The organism is Pseudonocardia sp. (assembly GCF_025965585.1).
GTDB lineage: Bacteria > Actinomycetota > Actinomycetes > Mycobacteriales > Pseudonocardiaceae > Pseudonocardia.
This window is the reverse complement of sequence record NZ_JAOPWR010000477.1, coordinates 14,517-32,297: the sequence shown is the minus strand read 5'-3', so window position 1 is coordinate 32,297 and position 17,781 is coordinate 14,517. Positions and strand designations below refer to the sequence as shown.

The window sequence follows — 17,781 nt, the reverse complement described above, 5'->3', positions numbered from 1 at the left end:
GGGAGAGCGCGACCGATCTCATGTCAGTGTTCCTCTCGTTGCTCCTGCGCCGGCTCGGGACCTTGCCTCAGTCGACATCCACCCAGTCCAACGTCCGCTCCACGGCCTTCTTCCACCGTGCGTAACCGGAGTCACGCTGTTCCTCGGACCACTGCGGGGACCAGCGCTTGGACTCGTTCCAGTTGGTGCGCAGCTCGTCCGTGTCCTTCCAGAACCCGACGGCCAGCCCGGCAGCGTAGGCCGCACCGAGCGCCGTGGTCTCCGCGACGACGGGCCTGCTGACATCGACGCCGAGGACGTCGGCCTGGATCTGCATGCACAGCTCGTTGGCGGTGACGCCGCCGTCGACCTTGAGCACGTCCAGGTGTACCCCGGAGTCCTTCTCCATGGCCTCGGACACGTCGCGACTCTGGTAGCAGATGGCTTCCAGCGTGGCCCGGGCCAGGTGGGCGTTGGTGTTGTAGCGCGAGAGGCCGACGATCGCGCCGCGGGCGTCGGAACGCCAGTACGGCGCGAACAGGCCGGAGAACGCGGGCACGAAGTACACGCCGCCGTTGTCCTCGACCTGCCGGGCCAGCGACTCGCTCTGCGCCGCGCCGCTGATGATGCCGAGCTGGTCGCGCAGCCACTGCACCGCCGATCCGGTGACAGCGATCGAGCCCTCCAGGGCGTAGACCGTCGGCTCGTCGCCGAACTTGTAGCAGACCGTGGTGAGCAGGCCCGCCTTCGACCGGACGAGCTCGGTACCGGTGTTGAGCAGCATGAAGTTGCCGGTGCCGTAGGTGTTCTTGGCCTCGCCGGGGGCGAGGCAGACCTGCCCGACCATCGCGGCCTGCTGGTCGCCGAGGTCGCCGGTGAGCGGGACCTCGCCGCCGAGCGGACCGGTCGGCAGGGTGTGGCCGTAGCACTCCGGGCAGGAGCTGGGCTTGATCTCCGGCAGCATCGACCGGGGGATGTTGAAGAAGCCGAGCAGCTCGTCGTCCCAGTCGAGGGTCTCGAGGTTCATCAACATCGTGCGGCTGGCGTTGGTGGGGTCGGTGACGTGCGCGCCCCCGTCCCGGCCACCGGTGAGGTTCCACAGCAGCCAGGCGTCGGTGTTGCCGAAGATCGCGTTGCCGCTCTCGGCGGCCTCGCGGGCGCCCTCGACGTTCTCCAGGATCCACTGGATCTTGCCGCCGGAGAAGTAGGTGGCGGGCGGCAGGCCGGCCTTGCGCCGGATGACGTCCCCGCGCCCGTCCCGGTCCAGCGCCGAGGCGATGCGGTCGGTGCGGGTGTCCTGCCAGACGATCGCGTTGTAGATCGGGCGTCCGGTGCGCTTGTCCCACACCACCGTGGTCTCGCGCTGGTTGGTGATGCCGAGCGCCACGAGGTCCTTCGACGTGAGGCCGGTCCTGTTCAGCCCGGTCTGGATGACGGCGGAGGTGCGCTCCCAGATCTCGACGGGGTTGTGCTCCACCCAGCCCGCCTGCGGGAGGATCTGCAGGTGCTCGAGCTGGTGGCGGCCCACCTCGTTGCCGGCGTGGTCGAAGATCATGAATCGGGTGCTGGTGGTGCCCTGGTCGACGGCACCGACGAACTCGGCCATTGAACTCTCCTTCTAGGGGTTCTGGGCTGACGGCGGGATGCGCCCGATGGGCTCGGACACCGTGATGTCCTCGCCGGGGGCGGGCAGGAAGCCCTCGATCGCGTACTTGAAAAGTGCGCCACCGATCAGGCCGCCGATGATCGGCGCCACGATCGGTAGCCAGAAGTACAACCCGCCGTACTGGTCGAACATCGCGGTCCCGTACCCGGTGACCAGTGAGGCCAGCCGCGGGCCGAAGTCACGGGCCGGGTTGATCGCGTATCCCGCGTTCGCGCCCCACGCCATCCCGATCGCGACGACGAGCAGGCCGACCACGACCGGTCCGAGGTTCGCGAGCGGGGCGTTGTTCGCGGCCGTCGTGATCGCGAAGATCACGAAGACCAGGATGGCGGTGCCGACGATCTGGTCGAAGAACGCCGTCGTGACCGAGACGGGTCCTGACCCGTTGCCGGGTAGGGTCGAGAAGATGATCTGGGTCTTGAAGGTGTGTCCGGGATCGACCGAGTTGATCAGGTCCGCGTAGACGAACCGGACGATCAGTGCGGCCACGAACGCGCCCGCCGTCTGTGCGAGCGAGTAGGGCAACACCTTCCGCCACGAGAAGCCCTTGAACGCCGCGAGGGCGATCGTCACGGCCGGGTTGAGGTGGGCCCCCGACAGCCGGGCCGCGACGTAGACGCCGAGCGTGACACCGAAGCCCCACGCCCAGGCGATCGAGTTGTGGTTGCCCAGGCTGCCCTGAGGATTGGTGATGACCTGCGCGACCACTCCGGCACCGAAGAGCAGGAGAATCATGGTACCGAGGAACTCGGCACTCAACTCCCCGAGCAATGAGTTCTTCATCGAAGTCCTCCGGTTTCTGCCCGCTCCCATAGCGGGTTCCGCTGACGCTAGGAAGCCCCGCGAGCAGCGGCAACGGGTGGCGTTCGGCATTGTCGAACGCAGGTGCGGGCGGAGATCACACCGCGCCCGTAGGGTCGGGCGAGTGCCGGGATCCATCCAGTCGATCGAACGAGCCGCCGCGGTGCTGCGCCTGCTCGGCGGCACCGACCGGCCCTTGGGGCTGGCCGAGCTCGCCGCCGCGCTGAACCTGCCCCGTCCGACCGTGCACGGCATCGTCCGCACCCTCTGCGACGTGGGGTTCGTCGACCAGGACGCCGGGTCGGCCCGCTACTTCCTCGGCGCGGGCCTGAGCGATCTCGGCCATCCGCGGGACCGCCACGATCTCCGTGCCGCCGCGATGAACTGGGCCGACTCCCTCGCGGGCAGCACCGGTCTGGCCGTGCAGCTGGGCGTGGCCGGGTCCCGGTCCGTGCGGCTGGTGCACCACGTATTCCGGCCCGACGGCTCGCCGCAGCACATCCGCACCGGCGAGGAGCAGCCGCTGCACGCCACGGCTCTGGGCAAGTGCCTGCTCGCGTTCGCACCCATCGCCATCCCGCCGACCCGCGAGCTGGACCTGCAGCCGTGGACGGGCCGCACCTGCACCTCCGTCGCGGCGTTGGAAGCGCACCTCACCACCGCCCGCCGGCGAGGGTGGGCGAGCGAGGCGGGGGAGTTCGAGTCCGGCGTCGGCGGCGCCGCCGCTCCGTTGCGGGGCAGCGGCGGCATGGTCGCGGGGGCCATCGGCGTGGTCGGGCCGGTCGAGGAGCTCTTCGGCGTCGGCGGCGAGCTGCGGCCACGGCTGGCCGAGCAGCTGCTCGCGGCGTCGCGGGAGATCTCGTCGTCGCTGGTGGGTGTTCTGTGAGAGGCCGCCGACTCCGATCCGCGCGCCGTTTCGCGTCCTCGCACCGTCCGTGGACCGTGCGAGGACGCAAAGTCGCGCGCAGGTCGGATGTTCGCCCGTGACCGAGCACGTCGTCGCCGCCATCGACCAGGGCACCACGTCCACGCGCTGCCTGCTGTTCAACCGCTCGGGCCGGATGCTCGCCGTCGCCCAGCTGGAGCACCGCCAGCACTACCCGCAGCCCGGGAGGGTCGAGCACGACGCCGCGGAGATCTGGCGCAACGTGAAGCGCGTGGTGCCCGCGGCCCTGCGCGGCGCCGGCCTGGCCCCGGAGAACCTCGTCGCCCTGGGCATCGCCAACCAGCGCGAGACCACCGTCATCTGGAACCGGCACACCGGAGAGCCGCTCGCGCGTGCGATCACCTGGCAGGACACGCGTACCGACGGCATCGTCGCCCGCCTCGCCGAGGACGGGCACTCCCCGCTCGTCGAGGCGATCTCCGGGCTCGTGCCGGCCACGTACTACGCCGGGCCGCGGCTGCGCTGGCTGCTCGACCACGTGCCGGGCGCACGGGCCGGCGCCGAAGCGGGTGACGTCCTGTTCGGGACCATGGAGACGTGGCTGATCTGGCAGCTGACCGGCGGTGTCGAGGGGGGCAGGCACGTCACCGACGTGACGAACGCCAGCCGCACCATGCTCATGGACATCCGCAAGCTGGAGTGGTCCGACCCGCTGCTGGAGGCGCTCGACGTGCCGCGGCGGATGCTGCCGGAGATCCGGCCCAGCGCGGAGGTCTACGGCATCTGCACCACGCTGCTGCCCGGCGTCCCGGTGTCGGGCGCGCTCGGCGACCAGCAGGCCGCGCTGGTGGGGCAGGCGTGCTTCTCGCTCGGCGAGGCGAAGTGCACCTACGGCACGGGCGCGTTCCTGCTGATGAACACCGGCGATCGCCTCGCCCGCTCCACGCACGGCCTGATCCCGACCGTCGGCTACCTCTTCGGCGACGAGCCCGTCTACGCCCTGGAAGGGGCGATCGCGGTGGCCGGGTCGCTCGTCCAGTGGTTCCGCGACGCGCTGGGCATGATCCAGACCGCCGCCCAGATCGAGACGCTCGCCGCCACCGTGCCCGACAACGGTGGCTGCTACATCGTGCCGGCGTTCTCCGGGCTGTACTCCCCGCGCTGGCACCCCGACGCGCGCGGCGTCATGGTCGGGCTGACGTCGTTCATCAACCGCGGCCACCTCGCCCGGGCGGTGCTGGAGGCCACCGGGTGGCAGACCCGCGAGGTCGTCGACGCGATGAACGCCGACTCCGGGGTGCCCGTCACGCGCCTCAAGGTGGACGGCGGCATGACGGCCAACCACCTGCTCATGCAGTTCGTGGCCGACGTCCTCGACGTGCCGGTGGAGCGCCCGCTCGGTTCGGAGGCGGTGTCGCTCGGTGCCGCGTACGCTGCGGGCCTGGCCGTCGGGCACTGGTCGGACCTGGAGGTGCTGCGCGCCAACTGGCATCGCGCCGCAGCGTGGGAGCCGGCGATGGACCCCGACGTGCGCCGTCGTGAGCGGGCGAACTGGGGGCGCGCGGTGAACCGCAGCTACGGCTGGGTGCAGGCGCCGGCCGGGGACTGATCCGGGGCCGAGGGGGTGGGCACAGTGATCAGGACCGTCCCGACGCCGAGAAGCCCGCGTGCCCGATCTCGCGTCGAGGTGGACGGCGGGGGCGCGCCGCGGGGCCTGCCGGGGTCCTGACCTCAGGCTGCGGGCGAGGCCGCCGACCAGATGTCGTCGCCGGTGAGCACCGTGCGCAGCGCGTCGATGTCCGGCACGACGACGACGGCGCGGGCGAGCTCGCCCGGCTCCGCGTAGCCCCAGGCCACGCCGATGGTCGGCACGCCGTGCGCAGCCGCGCCGTCGACGTCGTGGTGGCGGTCGCCGACCATGACCACGGCGTCGCGCGCGGGGTCGAGCGCGAGACGGGCCAGCACAGACTCGACGACACGGGCCTTGCCCATCCGTCCCGCCGGGTGATCGGCGCCGCCGACCAGCGCGAACGCGCCGCCGAGGCCCACGCCGTCGACGATGCGGCGGGCCAGGTGCTCGGGCTTCGACGTGGCGACGGCCAGCCGCAGCCCGGCGTCGCGCAGGTCGTCGAGCAGCGCGGGCACGCCCGGGTAGAGGGGCGTGTGCGTGGCTGCGACGGCGTCGTAGGTCCCGCGGTAGGCGGCGATCGTGGCGGTGGTCTGCTCCGCGGTGAGCCCGAGCTCCGGCAGCGCCGTCTCGAACGGCGGCCCGACGAGCCCGCGCAGCTGCGCGGGATGGGGGGCCGGGGCACCGGCCGCGGCGATGGCGGCGGCGAGGTGTTCGGTGATCAGGGCCGCGGAGTCGACGAGGGTGCCGTCGAGGTCGAGGAGCACGGTGCGCACTGAGCACATTTTACGTGGGCTGGCGGTGGTGTCCGCCGTGCGGTACTCCTGCGGGGTGGACCTGCGATGGCGTCCGGTGCTGATCCGTGTCGCGATGACCGTCGAGGACGCCGTTCAGATGGTGGTGCTGCTCGTGCTGCGGGTACGGGGCCGGCACCTGCCCATGATCGTCCCGTTCGTCGGCCACGGCACCACGCGCCGGATCCGGGTCGGGGGCCGGGTCGTGCGCGGGCGCCCGGCGGTGGAGGTGCCCGCGGTGGGCGTGCCGGTGGCCGAACCGCCCACCCGGCGCTCGCGGCAGGCCGTGCTGCGTTCCACACTGGCGCGCTTCCTCACCGTGGAGGTGCCCCGCGTCGCCGTCACGATCGACGCCCCCGGCGGCGCGGAGAGCGACACCACCGACCACGACGGCTACCTCGATGCCGTGCTCGACGTGCCCGACCTCGTCCCCGGCTGGCACGACGTCGGGCTCGCCCTGGCCGACGGCACGACGGCGCGGGCCCAGGTGCTCGTCGTGGACCCCGAGGCGCGCATCGGTCTGGTCAGCGACGTCGACGACACCATCATCGAGACCGGCCTGAGCCGCGGGTGGGCGTTCCTGCGGGCGGCGCTGATGACCGAGGTCGGCGACCGCACCCCGCTCCCGGGGGCCGCGGCGCTCTACCGTGCGCTCGTCACGCCCGGCCGTCCGGTCTTCTACCTCTCCACCAGCCCGTGGAACCTGCACGAGATGCTGCTGGAGTTCATCGTGCTGCGCCGGTTCCCGCTCGGGCCGATGCTGCTCACCGACTGGGGGCCGTCGCGCAGCGGCCTGTTCCGCATCGGCGCGCAGGAGCACAAGCTCGGCGTGGTGCGCAGGCTGCTGGCCGAGCACCCGCTGCTGGGGCTGGTGCTCGTCGGCGACAGCGGGCAGGCCGATCCCGAGATCTACGCGACGCTCGCGCGCGAGCACCCGGACCGGATCGTGGCGATCTATATCCGGCGCACCCCGACGGCCACGCTGCGGCGCGTCGCGGAGGTGGACGCACTGGCCGCCGACGTCACCGCCGCGGGCGTACCGATGCTGGCGGTGGACGACAGCGTGGAGATCGCCGTGCACGCGGCGGGCCTGGGGCTGCTCGACCCGGCGGCCCCGGCGCAGATCAGGGCCGACCGGTAGGGGACGGCTCGACGTCGACGAGGTCGAAGACGCGCAACCAGCCGGGCGCGGTGGCGGTGCAGGTCAGCGGCCGGCCGGCCTCGACGCGGCGTTCCCGCAACCGCACGGTGACGTCCGGGTCGCGGAACCGGACCACCCACGCGGCGCCGTCGGGCTCCACGGACACCGGCTCGAGCGCGTCGACGGCCGTGGCACCCGTGACGACGCGGGCGTACTGCTGCGCGGCCTGGACCGCAGGAGAGTGCACCGAGCGGCCCCGGGCCCAGCGCGGTTCGAGGCGTCCCTCGGCGTAGTCGCGCACGACGGCCGGGACGCACTCCGGCGGGACCCCGCCGAGCGTGAACCCGTGCGGCAGCAGCACGAGCGCGGGCGCGAACCGGCACCCGCCGATGTGGCTGCACTCCCACGTGCGCTCCGGCGCGGCGGCGGCCACCGCGGCGGCCGCCGGCCGGCCGCGCACCGCGCAACACGTGTCGTGGCGCCCGTGGGTGCAGACGAGGTACAGCGGCCCGTCGAACGGGTCGCCCGCGGCACGGACGGCGGCCACGAGGTCGGCCTCGTCGGTGAACGTGCCGGTGCGGATCTCCTCGTGGCCCGGGCGGGAGTCGACGCGGAACCAGCGCCGCTTCGCCGCACCGGTGCGGCGGCTGTGCCTGCGGACCAGCAGCACCCGCCCGTTCTCCGCGAGTGCCCAGGCCGAGAGCGCGGCGACCGCACCCGGAACGATGCCCGACTGGGCGAGCGCGACCCGGCCCCAGGGCCCCGGGTGCTCGACGAGGAACCAGCGCTCGGCCGGGGGTGCCGTGCCCTCGCGCGGATCGTCCGCGGCGTCGGCGACGTCCGCGCAGCGCGTCGCGGTGGTCATGCCGGGTCGGCCGGCACCAGCACGGCCTCCCGCAGCAGGCGGCGGACCAGCACGATCTGGTCAGGCCCGTCCATGCCCGGGAGGCCACCCACGACCAGGGCGTCCCCACCGAGGAGCGCGCGGACGGCGTCGGCGGTGGCGGCCGGCAGCTCGATCCGCCGGTCGGGCAGCTCCAGCACGACGGTGGTGCCGTTCCTGGTCAGCCGGTGGTGCAGACCGACGCGGAGCCGGACGGTGTCGCCCTCGGCCAGCCCCTCGGCGAACGCGGCGGCGGCCACCGGGCGCACCGGCTCCGGGCGGCCGCCGGTCCAGACGTGACGGCGCACCCGGCGCGCGACCGCCTCGGCGGGCACCCGGTCGATCGCGGCGTGCAGGGCCGCGCGCACGTCGTCGAGGTGTGGGTCGAGCATGTCGGGGTCGGCGAGGTCGAGCCCCAGCGGCAGCGACGCACGCAGCTCCGGGTCGTCGCCCACGAGCGCGGTGAGCGCCTCGACCAGCGCGAACCGGGTGACGACGTGCACGCCCACGGTCAGGTGCGCGGACGTCTCGCCCAGCGCGGTGGCCGCGTGCAGCCAGCCGCGTGGGAGGTAGAGCACGTCGCCGGGCTCCAGCACCGTGTCGATCGCGGGCGCGTCGTCGCGGGCCCGGGCGGCGACGGCGCGGGCGTGGTCGTTCCAGGGCTGGTCGCGCAGGGGGTCGGTGTGCACGGGCGCGTGCACGGTCCAGTGCTTGCGCCCGGCGAGCTGCAGCACGAAGACGTCGTGCACGTCGTAGTGGGCCGAGAACCCGCGCGACGCCCGCGGCGTCACGTACGCGTTGGCCTGCACGGGATGGCCGAGCTCCGCGCCGAGCCGGGTGGCGAAGTCGATCACCGGTGGCCAGAGGCGGTGCAGCGCCTGCAGCACCACCGTGGTGCCCTCGGCGAACAGCCCGGCGACCTTGTCGTCGCGCACCTGGTCGCCGATCTCCGCGCCGACCCCGCCGGGGCCGGTGAACGAGCTCGAGTCCACCACCGCGCCGTTGCGGGCCAGGCGCAGGAACGGGGTGCGCAGCCCGCGGCGGGAGAGCAGCTCGTCGACGCCGTCGAGGTCGAGCAGGTCGCGGAAGCCGTGGGTGTCCGCACGGCGCACCAGCAGCGGCTCGCGACCCCAGTGCTTCGCACCGAACACCTCGGCGTCGAGGCCGGTGGCCCGGGTGAGGGCCGGGGCCGGGCGGTCCGCGGAGGACTGCCCGGCGCCCGTCACGGGACCGGTGACGTCAGCTGGCACCGCTGTCCGCGCCTCCGTCGGCCCCGCCGTCGTGGACGCCCCGGGTGCCTGCGCCGGAGTCGGCCGGTCCTTCGGCGCCGGAGTCGGCGCCTCCGTCCGCGCCGCCGTCGTGGACGCCTGGGGCGCCGCTGCCCGCGCCGGAGTCGGCGGGACCCTCGGCGCCACCGCCTGCGGTCGTGGTCATGTCGTCGTCGTCGAGCGCCATGGGTCGTCCTCCTCGTGTCGGGTCACCAGGAGCGGTGACCTCCGCCGTCTACCCCGTTCGCGGCCGAACCATGTCCCCGGCTGGTGGATCTTTCGGCGGTGGCGGCCGCGCCGGGGAACCCCTGACCCGGGCCGGCTCGCGCGCGGCCTCGAACCTCTGCACGCCATGACCTACTTCGCCCCCGAGCCGGGGCAGCACCTGGTGGCGGCCGGTCTCGAGCCGGGCCGGATGAGCTACTTGGCCGTGCGGTCGGCGCCGATGGGCGCGGTGGGCCTCGTCGGGGCCGGGCTGGACGCGCTCGTCAGCTACACCGCCACCGGGCGCGGGTTCGTGGTGCCGTTCGCGACAGGCAGCCGTGGCTGGAGCCAGGAGCAGTGGAACGCGGCCGTTGTGCGACTGGCCGAGGCGTCCTCGATGCCGGTGGTGCCCTGACGCCCGCGGGTGAGGCCCTGCGGAAGGGCACCGAGGACGACACCAACCGCTCGGCCACGCACCGTGGGCGCACCTCGGCGCCGACGGCGCCGCCCGGTTGGGGGAGATCGGCGGCTCTCTCGTTCGTGCGCTGCTCGCTGGGGGATGCTCCCCGGACGGGGTGTTCGCGGCGGCGCGTCGAGTGCTGCATCACCCGGGGAACCCGGGGACGACAGCCTCCGTTGGGTAAAGCGTTGGTAATGGGCGAGCGAAGCTGGAGGCGTCGTGCTGGAGATCAGCGGGCTCACGTGGGCGGTGACGATCGCCGTCATCGTCGGGCTCCTGGCCATGGACCTCGTCGTGGCGGCGATCAAGCCGCACAAGGTGGGGTTCAAGGAGGCCACGGCCTGGTCGCTGTTCTACATCGGCGTGGCGATCGCGTTCGGCGTCTGGTTCGCCGCGGCCTACGGGGGTGACCTCGGCACCCAGTACTTCGCCGGCTACCTCGTCGAGAAGAGCCTGTCGGTCGACAACCTCTTCGTCTTCGTGATCATCATGACCACGTTCGCGGTGCCCGAGCGCCACCAGCACAAGGTGCTCACGTTCGGCATCATCCTGGCGCTGATCATGCGGGCCGTCTTCATCGCGCTCGGTGCCACGCTGCTGTCGCTGTTCTCGTTCATGTTCCTGATCTTCGGGCTGCTGCTCGTCTTCACGGCGGTGCAGCTGTTCCGCCACCGCGACGAGGACCCCGACGTCGAGGACAACGCCGTGGTCAAGGCCGCGCGCCGGTTCCTCCCCGTCACCGACGACTACCACGGGGGCCGGATCTTCACGAAGGTCGACGGCCGCCGGATGGTGACGCCGCTGCTCGTCGTGCTCATCGCGATCGGCAGCATCGACCTGCTCTTCGCGCTCGACTCCATCCCCGCCGTCTTCGGCGTGACGGAGGAGGCGTACATCGTCTTCGCCGCCAACGCGTTCGCGCTGCTGGGCCTGCGCGCCCTGTTCTTCCTGGTGCAGGGTCTGCTCGACCGGCTCGTCTACCTGTCGGCCGGCCTGGCGCTGATCCTCGCGTTCATCGGCGTCAAGCTGATGCTGCACTGGGCGCACGTCGACATCAGCACGTCGGTGCCGGAGATCTCCACGCCCGTCAGCCTCGGCGTGATCGTGGTGGTGCTCGTGATCACCACCGTGGCCAGCCTGGCCAAGACGAAGGGCGACCCCGCGGCGAAGGCGCACGCCGGCTCACTCAAGGCCCACCGGACCGAGCCTGCGGAGCGCGAGGGCTAGCCCGGCAGGCCGGCGCCGCCGATCGGGGTGATGTCCACCAGCTCCGGCGGCCCGGCCAGCAGCTCGAGCACGTCGCCGATGCCGACCTCGCCCAGCTCGCCGTTCAGGGCCCGGTCGGAGGCCTCCTCGTCGGCCCAGACCTCGGTGACCCACACCGTGTCTGCCTCGTCGTTCGAGACGTTGATGACGTACAGCTCGCAGCCCGGTGCGCCGCGCATGCCGTCTGCCACTCTCAACAGCGTGTCGGCGAGCCGCGCGCCCTGTCCCTCGTGCGCCACCATCCGGACGTACCGGCCGACGCGTCTGCTGCCCTCGGTCACGATGCCGCCTCCGCGGGAGGAAATACGTCGTCGGTCATCGCACGACCGTAGCGTCAGATGCCGTAGGGCCAGATGGTCAGGGCGTACCCGCCGAACCATGCCGACGCCAGCGTCACCGCCACCACCACGGCGACGATGGTGCTGCGGCGCCGACCGGCCAGACCCAGCGCGATCGGGATCAACAGCACGAACGCCGGCAGCAGCAGCCGCAGCTTGCTGTTCATGAGCCCCTCGGTGCCCCAGACCGTGACGAGGTTCAACGCCCCGTACACGAGCAGCGGCCACGGCAGCTGCAGGTGGACGCCGATAACCAGCAGCACGGCGCTGCCCACGAGCGCGAGCAGGATCGCGATGTCGAACAGCTGCTGCCCGCCGCCGAGCACCTCGGCCACGTACTTCGCCGTGGCGCCGCCGCCGTCGAGGTACCAGCCCCAGCCCTCGCGCTGGATGCGGAACCAGCCGTCGAGCTCGCCGGTGCGGGTCGCGACCCAGCCGAGGTAGCCGAGCAGGCCCGTGGCGGCGAGCAGGCCGCCGATCCAGGGCCGCAGCCCGTCGCGCCGGGCGACGACGGCGGCCAGTGCCGCCAGCCCGACGGCCCCGACGAGCGCGCTCGCGGTGGGCCGGACCAGCCCGGCCGCGGCCGCGCAGAGCCCGGCGAGCAGCCACTGCCGGCGCAGCACGCCGACGAGCGACCACGCGGCGAGCGCGCAGAACAGCGACTCGGAGTAGGTCATCGAGAGCACCACGCCCATGGGCGCGGCGGCGAAGAGCGCCACGAGGATGAGGCCCGCACGGCGCGAGCCGCCGGGCACCAGCTCGCCGAGGCGGGTCAGCGCGTACGCCCCGATGATCCCGGACACGAACGACACCAGCAGTCCGGCAGCGACGAGGTTCCCGCCGGTCAGCACCCCGACGGCGGCGACGGCGGCGGGGTAGCCGGGGAAGAAGCCGAGTGCGGTGACGGCGGTGTGGTGGCCGTAGGCGTCGAGCATGTCGGAGGGCACGCCCGCGTAGCCGTGCTGGGCGATCGCGAGCAGCCACGCGCCGTCCCAGGTGGAGAGCTCGCGAACCGGCCCGGAGTCGTGACGACCGGCCATGACGGCCAGCACGGCGACGCCGACGGCCCGCACGGCGAGGTCCACCAGCGCAGGGGCCAGCGCCGTCAGCGCCCGTCGACGCACCGGCGCTTCCACCGTCGGTGCGGCCGGGAGCGCGTCTCCGGTGGTGAGGAGCCCGCCTTCCACGTGCTGATCCTGCCCGAGCGCGGGCCGGGACGGCAGGCGGGGTGGCCAGGCGGGGTGGCACTGTGGCGACGTGGGCGACGAACGATGGCTGACACCGGACGAGGCGGCGACGTGGCGGGCGTACCTCTCGTCGAACATGCTCCTGATGCGCGCACTGGACAGGCAGCTGCAACGCGACTCCGGCATCGCCCACACGCACTACGGCGTGCTCGTGCAGCTCTCCGAGCGGCCCGGCGGCTCCGCCCGGATCACCCAGCTCGCCGCGATCATGGACCACTCGCAGAGCCGCATGAGCCACGCCGTCGCCCGGCTCGAGGGCAACGGATGGGTGCGCCGCGAGTTCGACCCCACCGACCGCCGCGTGACGCACGTCGTGCTGACCGAGGAGGGCCGCGCCGTGCTGCGCGCGGCCGCGCCCGGGCACGTCCGCTGCGTGCGGGAGAACCTCTTCGACGGGCTCACCGCCGAGCAGGTCGACGGCTTCCGGGCGGTCTGCGAGTCGATGCTGCGCCGCCTCACCTCCGACCGGCCGGGCTCGCCGCCCGATCCCGACCCGCTGGGCTGCCCGGGATCGGCGCAGGCGTGAGCCTCAGGCCGTGCGGCGGCGGCGCAGGAACGGGTCCTGCAGCGACGGCGGCACGTAGCCCTCGTCGAACTGCGAGAGCGTGACGCCGGGCGGCACGACCTCGTCGATCGCGTCCAGCACGTCGCTGCTCAGGGTCACGTCGGCGGCACCGAGCTGTGAGTCCAGGTGCTCGCGGGTGCGCGGCCCGATGATCGGGGCCGTGACCGCCGGATGGGCGAGGGTGAACGCCAGCGCCATGTGGATCAGCGACAGCCCGGCCTTCTCCGCCACCACTGCGAGGGCGTCGGCGGCGTCCAGCTTGGCGCGGTTGGCCGGGATCGACAGGTCGTAGCGGGAGGGCATCCGCTCGCCGCGCGTCGACGTCGGCACGTCCTGGTCCTTGCGGTAGCGCCCGGACAGCCAGCCCCCGGCCAGCGGGCTCCAGGGCAGCACCCCCATCCCGTACCTCTCGGTGACGGGCAGCAGGTCCTTCTCGATGCCGCGCGCGAGCATCGAGTACGGCGGCTGCTCGGTGACGAACCGGCCCAGCGACCGTCGCTCGGCGGTCCACTGCGCCTCGACCACGTCGTGCGCCGGGAACGTCGACGACCCGAACGCGCGGATCTTGCCCTGGCGCTGCAGGTCGGTGAGCGCCGACAGCGTCTCCTCGACGTCGGTGTCCGGATCGGGGCGGTGCACCTGGTAGAGGTCGATCCAGTCGGTCTGCAGGCGGCGGAGGCTGTTGTCCACCTCCTGGACGATCCAGCGACGAGAGTTGCCGCGGTGGTTCGGGTCGCCGGTGCGCTCGGTGGGCGAGGCGTTGACGTCCGCGCCCATCTGGCCGTGGAACTTGGTGGCGAGGATCACGTCGTCGCGGCGGCCGCCGGCGAGTGCCTTGCCGACGATCACCTCCGACTCGCCCTGGCTGTAGACGTCGGCGGTGTCGATGAAGTTGATGCCCGAGTCGAGGGCGTGGTGGATGATCCCGATCGAGACGTCGTGGTCGGGCTCCCCCCACGCGCCGAACATCATCGCTCCCAGGCAGAGGGGGCTGACCTGCATTCCGGTGCGTCCGAGGCTGCGGTACTCCATGCCTCCCACGTTAGGCGTGCACCGCCGGGACGGCCGGGTCGAGCCGCGGCGGGTTCGGAGCACCTGCCCCGGCTCGGCGACCGCGTCGACCACGGCGTCCTGGATCGCCGTGAGGATCCCGTCGCCGCCCGTCGGACGAACTACCCGCGGATGGTGCGGATCACGTGCCGGTAGGAGCCGGGGTCGATCCGGGCGTCCACGACGAGCGGGCCCCGCGCCGGCGACTCCAGGGCACGGCGCAGCCCGTCGACGCTGTCGGCGACCACTCCCGGCACCCCCATGGCGACGGCGACCGCTGCGAAGTCCGTCGCCTGGTAGGTGACGGCGGAGCGGCCGCCCTGCGCGTCACGCTGCTTGAGGGCGATGAGGGTGAGCGCCGTGTCGTTGAAGACCACGACGGTGACGTCGAGCGCCAGCCGGGCGAGGGTCTCGATCTCGGCCATGGCCATGCCGAGCCCGCCGTCGCCGACCAGGCAGGCGACCCGGCGTCCGGGGCGGGCCAGCGCGGCCCCGATCGCCGCGGGGAGGGCGAAACCCATGGTGGCCAGACCGTTGGAGATCAGCACCGGGTCGGGGCCGTCCGTCGCCCACACCGGCATCGTCACGAGCATGTGTGCGCCGGCGTCGACCGTGAGCAGGATGTCGCCGAGCGACCGGCGGGCCGTCCGGACCACGTCGAGCGGGGTGAGGGCCCCGTCCGGGGGCGAGGGGTACTCGCCGAGGCGGTCGAGGTTGACCGTGTTCCCGGCGCTCCCGGTGCCGGACGGCCACTCCGGTGCGGCCACTCCCACCAGTTCCGGCAGCAGCGTCGCGTAGGGGCCGACGAGCAGCAGCGGGGCGCCGAAGTACGCGGTCTCGACCGGGTGCGAGTGCACGAGGACGACCGGGGCGTCACCCGGCCAGGGGCCGGGCATCGGTTCGACCGGGTCCACCCCGACGCCGAGGACGAGGTCCGCTCGCTCGAGCAGGGGCCGTTCGAGCGCCGCACCCGTGAAGAGCCCCGCGAAGCTCGGCCAGGACTCCGGCACCACTCCCTTCGCCTCGTAGGTGACCAGGATCGGGCAGTCGAGGCCGGCGAGGGCCTGGCGGACGGCGGCCGCGTCGGAGCCCGCGTCGACCCCCACGACGACGACCGGGTGCCGCGCGGCGGCCACCAGCTTGCGCGCGGTCGCGGTGTTCTGCGGATCGGCGGCGGTCCGGGCCGGCGGGCCGGGTGGCGCATCTCCCGGGGCCGTCGGGTCGAAGGCCAGGTGGACCGCGCCCGCCGGGGCGTCGAGCGCCAGCCGTGCCGCCGCGGTGACGACGTCCTTCGGGTTCGCGTGGCCGAGGGTGCCGCTCCACTTCGTGAGCGGCGCGGCCGTTGCGACCTGGTCCAGCCGCTGGTGTGCGGTGCGGTCCGCCGAGGTCGCCGTGACGGTGTCGCTGATCAGGAGCAGCGGTGCCCGGTCCAGCGTCGCCTGCGCGAGGCCGTTGGCCGCGCTGGTCAGGCCGGGCCCGCGGGTCACGACGGCCGTGCCGGGTGTGCCGGTCAACCGGCCGTAGGTCGAGGCGGCGATGCACGCCGCGGTCTCGCCGTGGGTGAGGACGAAGTCGATTCCGCGCTCGGCGGCGGCGCCGATCATGTCGAGGTTGGGGCCGCCGCCCGGAACACCGAAGATCCGCTCGACGCCCGCGTCGCGCAAGCCCTCGGCCAGCGCGTCGGCCAGCGCCCGGCTTGTGGTCGGACCCTGCACTCGTCACCCCTGATGTGTTGACACTTCGACAATGGAGGACACACTAGCGATGACATCGGCACTGTTCACGCGCTGGACATGACGTGGGTCGCTCGCTACGTTCCTCTCGAACTGTCTGCAGTAGCCGCACATCGATGTGAGGGAGCCAAGGATGGCGATCACGGTCGCGAAGTTCCGGGACGTCGCGGACGGTACTCAGCCCGGCCAGTTCGAGGTCGGCGATCACGCCTCGGTCGCGAGCCTGGGCGACCTGGACCCGATCTACAAGCAGCTGATCGACGAGCCGGTCACGGCCGTCGTGTCGGTCACCGGTGGCACGGGACGGTCGAACCTGACTCCGGTGTGGTTCGACTACGAGGGCGACACGGTGCTGCTCAACCTCGCGACGCACCGCAGGAAGGTGGACTGGCTGCGCAAGGCGCCCCAGGCCACGTTCCTGCTGATGAACCCGGCCAACGCCTACCACTGGGTCAGCATCAAGGCCACGGTCGCCCGCGAGATCTCCGAGGACGACCCGGAGGAGGGCCCGCGTGTCACGGCCCAGCTCGACCGGATCTGGACCAAGTACACGGGCAACCCCGGTCCCTACGCGCTGCGCGACCCCGGCCGTGACGAGCGCCGCGTCCTGTTCGAGCTCGAGGTCGACTCGATCGCGACCTTCGGTCGCCCTTGAGCGGCCCGGTCAGCGGCATGCCGTCGGTCGCGGTCGTCGGCGGGTCGCTGGGAGGCCTCACCGCCGCGTTGTTGCTGCGGGACATCGGCTGCGACGTCACGGTCTTCGAGCGGTCCCGGGCGACGCTGCAGGCCCGGGGGGCGGGTATCGCCGTCCTGCCCGAGACCCTGCGCTACCCGGTCGAGCGGCTGGGGGTCCCCGTCGGGCGGATCACCTCGAGCACCGAGTGGATCCGCTTCCTCGACCGGGACGGCTCGGTGGGGCACACCCAGCAGTACCGCTACCGCTTCTCCTCGTGGAACACGATCTACGGCGCCCTCCTCGACGCCTTCGGTGCCGAGCGCTACCGCCTGAGCAGCGACATGGCGTCGTTCGCCGACGTCGAGGACGGTGTGAGCGTGCGCTTCGCCGACGGCGACGAGGTGCGCGCCGATCTGCTCGTGTGCGCCGACGGCATCGGCTCGCTCGCACGTTCGACGCTGCTCCCGGACGTCGTGCCGCGCTACGCGGGCTACGTCGCGTGGCGCGGCACCGTGCCCGAGCGCGAGCTCGACGCGGGCACGTTCGACGCCCTGCACGACGCGCTGACCTACCAGGTCCTGCCCGGCAGCCACATCCTCGCCTACCCGATCCCCGGGCCCGACGGCGCGATCGACGTGGGCGAGCGGCTGATCAACATGGTCTGGTACCGCAACGTGGCGGAGCCCGACCTGGCCGAGTTCCTCACCGACCGCGACGGCCAACGCCGATCGGTGTCGCTGCCGCCGGGTTCGGTGCGCGACGAGCTCGTCGACGAGCTGCGGAGCTCCGCCGATGCGCTCCTGGCACCGCCGATCGCGGAGGTCGCCGCCCGCATCCGTGAGCCGTTCGTCCAGGCCGTCTTCGACATCGAGGTGCCGCGCATGGTGTTCGGCCGGGTCTGCCTGCTCGGCGACGCCGCCTTCGCCGTCCGGCCGCACGCCGCGGCCGGCACCGCGAAGGCGGCGGAGGACGGCTGGGTCCTCGCCGCGGAGCTCGAGGCCGCCGGCGGCGACGTGATCAAGGCGCTCACCGCCTGGGAGGAATCGCAGCTCGCGCTCGGTTCCCGGCTCCTCGAACGCAACCGCGAGATCGGCGACAGCTCCCAGTTCGACGGGACGTTCCGGCCGGGTGATCCGCGCCTGATCTTCGGGCTGCACGGTCCGGGGCAATGACGCCGGCGGTCGCGTCCGGGAGAAT

At 72.9% G+C, this 17,781-nt stretch carries 18 protein-coding genes; 8 read left to right on the top strand and 10 right to left on the bottom strand.

The features are described 5' to 3' along the window. Nucleotides 1–67: 67 nt before the first annotated feature. Together glpK (JWR81_RS29375) and JWR81_RS29370 are read right to left on the bottom strand one after the other, a co-directional pair. Nucleotides 68–1,585, bottom strand: coding sequence for a glycerol kinase GlpK (glpK, locus tag JWR81_RS29375; RefSeq protein WP_297660168.1), 1,518 nt, complete (start codon nucleotides 1,583–1,585; stop codon nucleotides 68–70). Between the two features lie 12 nt (nucleotides 1,586–1,597). After that, nucleotides 1,598–2,428: an MIP/aquaporin family protein gene (locus JWR81_RS29370; RefSeq protein WP_297660165.1), complete on the bottom strand. Its 831-nt coding sequence runs from the start codon at nucleotides 2,426–2,428 to the stop codon at nucleotides 1,598–1,600. A 142-nt stretch (nucleotides 2,429–2,570) separates the two neighbouring features. On the opposite strand from JWR81_RS29370, the gene JWR81_RS29365 reads away from it, so the two are divergent. Both JWR81_RS29365 and glpK (JWR81_RS29360) read left to right on the top strand, forming a co-directional pair. Next, nucleotides 2,571–3,332, top strand: a complete 762-nt coding sequence (locus JWR81_RS29365; RefSeq protein ID WP_297660162.1) for an IclR family transcriptional regulator — start codon at nucleotides 2,571–2,573, stop codon at nucleotides 3,330–3,332. Between the two features lie 97 nt (nucleotides 3,333–3,429). After that, a complete protein-coding gene (gene glpK, locus JWR81_RS29360) occupies nucleotides 3,430–4,941 on the top strand; it encodes a glycerol kinase GlpK (protein WP_297660159.1) in 1,512 nt (503 codons plus the stop codon). Nucleotides 4,942–5,063: 122 nt separating this feature from the next. Here the strand turns inward: glpK (JWR81_RS29360) and JWR81_RS29355 are convergent, their stop codons facing one another. After that, nucleotides 5,064–5,735 (bottom strand): HAD hydrolase-like protein, encoded by a 672-nt coding sequence (locus tag JWR81_RS29355; protein WP_297660156.1) that lies wholly within the window; start codon nucleotides 5,733–5,735, stop codon nucleotides 5,064–5,066. Between JWR81_RS29355 and JWR81_RS29350 the strand changes: the two genes are divergently transcribed. After that, the gene (locus tag JWR81_RS29350; RefSeq protein ID WP_297660153.1) at nucleotides 5,728–6,894 is read left to right on the top strand and encodes an App1 family protein; all 1,167 of its coding nucleotides are present in this window, start codon (nucleotides 5,728–5,730) and stop codon (nucleotides 6,892–6,894) included. The two genes, JWR81_RS29355 and JWR81_RS29350, sit on opposite strands and share 8 nt — an antisense overlap. Here the strand turns inward: JWR81_RS29350 and JWR81_RS29345 are convergent. The 3 genes from JWR81_RS29345 to JWR81_RS29335 are packed head-to-tail and all read right to left on the bottom strand — an operon-like array spanning nucleotide 6,878 to nucleotide 9,232. Then, nucleotides 6,878–7,759: a sucrase ferredoxin gene (locus JWR81_RS29345; protein WP_297660150.1), complete on the bottom strand. Its 882-nt coding sequence runs from the start codon at nucleotides 7,757–7,759 to the stop codon at nucleotides 6,878–6,880. The two genes, JWR81_RS29350 and JWR81_RS29345, sit on opposite strands and share 17 nt — an antisense overlap. Then, on the bottom strand, nucleotides 7,756–9,027 hold the full coding sequence (locus tag JWR81_RS29340) for a cupin domain-containing protein (protein WP_297660147.1): 1,272 nt from the start codon (nucleotides 9,025–9,027) through the stop codon (nucleotides 7,756–7,758). The genes JWR81_RS29345 and JWR81_RS29340 overlap by 4 nt, the downstream gene beginning before the upstream one ends. After that, nucleotides 9,017–9,232, bottom strand: coding sequence for a hypothetical protein (locus tag JWR81_RS29335; protein WP_297660144.1), 216 nt, complete (start codon nucleotides 9,230–9,232; stop codon nucleotides 9,017–9,019). Before JWR81_RS29335 ends, JWR81_RS29340 begins: the two co-directional genes overlap by 11 nt. Before the next feature lie 165 nt (nucleotides 9,233–9,397). Between JWR81_RS29335 and JWR81_RS34600 the strand changes: the two genes are divergently transcribed. Together JWR81_RS34600 and JWR81_RS29325 are read left to right on the top strand one after the other, a co-directional pair. Continuing rightward, entirely contained in the window at nucleotides 9,398–9,664 is a 267-nt protein-coding gene (locus JWR81_RS34600) for a hypothetical protein (protein WP_367278882.1), read from the top strand. Between the two features lie 264 nt (nucleotides 9,665–9,928). Continuing rightward, nucleotides 9,929–10,936, top strand: a complete 1,008-nt coding sequence (locus JWR81_RS29325) for a TerC family protein (protein WP_297660141.1) — start codon at nucleotides 9,929–9,931, stop codon at nucleotides 10,934–10,936. Here the strand turns inward: JWR81_RS29325 and JWR81_RS29320 are convergent. Together JWR81_RS29320 and JWR81_RS29315 are read right to left on the bottom strand one after the other, a co-directional pair. Further along, nucleotides 10,933–11,256, bottom strand: a complete 324-nt coding sequence (locus JWR81_RS29320) for a putative quinol monooxygenase (RefSeq protein WP_297660138.1) — start codon at nucleotides 11,254–11,256, stop codon at nucleotides 10,933–10,935. The two genes, JWR81_RS29325 and JWR81_RS29320, sit on opposite strands and share 4 nt — an antisense overlap. Before the next feature lie 53 nt (nucleotides 11,257–11,309). Further along, nucleotides 11,310–12,500: a hypothetical protein gene (locus tag JWR81_RS29315; protein WP_297660135.1), complete on the bottom strand. Its 1,191-nt coding sequence runs from the start codon at nucleotides 12,498–12,500 to the stop codon at nucleotides 11,310–11,312. A 70-nt stretch (nucleotides 12,501–12,570) separates the two neighbouring features. Between JWR81_RS29315 and JWR81_RS29310 the strand changes: the two genes are divergently transcribed. After that, nucleotides 12,571–13,086, top strand: a complete 516-nt coding sequence (locus JWR81_RS29310; protein ID WP_297660132.1) for a MarR family winged helix-turn-helix transcriptional regulator — start codon at nucleotides 12,571–12,573, stop codon at nucleotides 13,084–13,086. A gap of 3 nt (nucleotides 13,087–13,089) precedes the next feature. Here JWR81_RS29310 and JWR81_RS29305 read toward each other — a convergent pair whose 3' ends face one another. Together JWR81_RS29305 and JWR81_RS29300 are read right to left on the bottom strand one after the other, a co-directional pair. Then, entirely contained in the window at nucleotides 13,090–14,157 is a 1,068-nt protein-coding gene (locus JWR81_RS29305) for an aldo/keto reductase (protein WP_297660129.1), read from the bottom strand. Between the two features lie 140 nt (nucleotides 14,158–14,297). After that, nucleotides 14,298–15,890 (bottom strand): thiamine pyrophosphate-binding protein, encoded by a 1,593-nt coding sequence (locus JWR81_RS29300; RefSeq protein ID WP_297660126.1) that lies wholly within the window; start codon nucleotides 15,888–15,890, stop codon nucleotides 14,298–14,300. Nucleotides 15,891–16,041: 151 nt separating this feature from the next. Here JWR81_RS29300 and JWR81_RS29295 point away from each other — a divergent pair, with 151 nt between their 5' ends. Both JWR81_RS29295 and JWR81_RS29290 read left to right on the top strand, forming a co-directional pair. Next, a complete protein-coding gene (locus JWR81_RS29295) occupies nucleotides 16,042–16,563 on the top strand; it encodes a pyridoxamine 5'-phosphate oxidase family protein (protein WP_297660121.1) in 522 nt (173 codons plus the stop codon). Nucleotides 16,564–16,580: 17 nt separating this feature from the next. Beyond that, a complete protein-coding gene (locus JWR81_RS29290) occupies nucleotides 16,581–17,756 on the top strand; it encodes an NAD-binding protein (RefSeq protein ID WP_297660117.1) in 1,176 nt (391 codons plus the stop codon). Nucleotides 17,757–17,781: the final 25 nt, after the last annotated feature.

What these genes read in the sequence shown, in the direction of transcription:
- JWR81_RS29345 (WP_297660150.1), bottom strand. Translation starts at nt 7,759, where the DNA reads ATGACCACCGCGACGCGCTGCGCGGACGTCGCCGACGCCGCGGACGAT.
- glpK (WP_297660168.1), bottom strand. Translation starts at nt 1,585, where the DNA reads ATGGCCGAGTTCGTCGGTGCCGTCGACCAGGGCACCACCAGCACCCGA.
- JWR81_RS34600 (WP_367278882.1), top strand. Translation starts at nt 9,398, where the DNA reads ATGACCTACTTCGCCCCCGAGCCGGGGCAGCACCTGGTGGCGGCCGGT.
- JWR81_RS29335 (WP_297660144.1), bottom strand. Translation starts at nt 9,232, where the DNA reads ATGGCGCTCGACGACGACGACATGACCACGACCGCAGGCGGTGGCGCC.
- JWR81_RS29295 (WP_297660121.1), top strand. Translation starts at nt 16,042, where the DNA reads ATGGCGATCACGGTCGCGAAGTTCCGGGACGTCGCGGACGGTACTCAG.
- JWR81_RS29305 (WP_297660129.1), bottom strand. Translation starts at nt 14,157, where the DNA reads ATGGAGTACCGCAGCCTCGGACGCACCGGAATGCAGGTCAGCCCCCTC.
- JWR81_RS29370 (WP_297660165.1), bottom strand. Translation starts at nt 2,428, where the DNA reads ATGAAGAACTCATTGCTCGGGGAGTTGAGTGCCGAGTTCCTCGGTACC.
- JWR81_RS29290 (WP_297660117.1), top strand. Translation starts at nt 16,581, where the DNA reads ATGCCGTCGGTCGCGGTCGTCGGCGGGTCGCTGGGAGGCCTCACCGCC.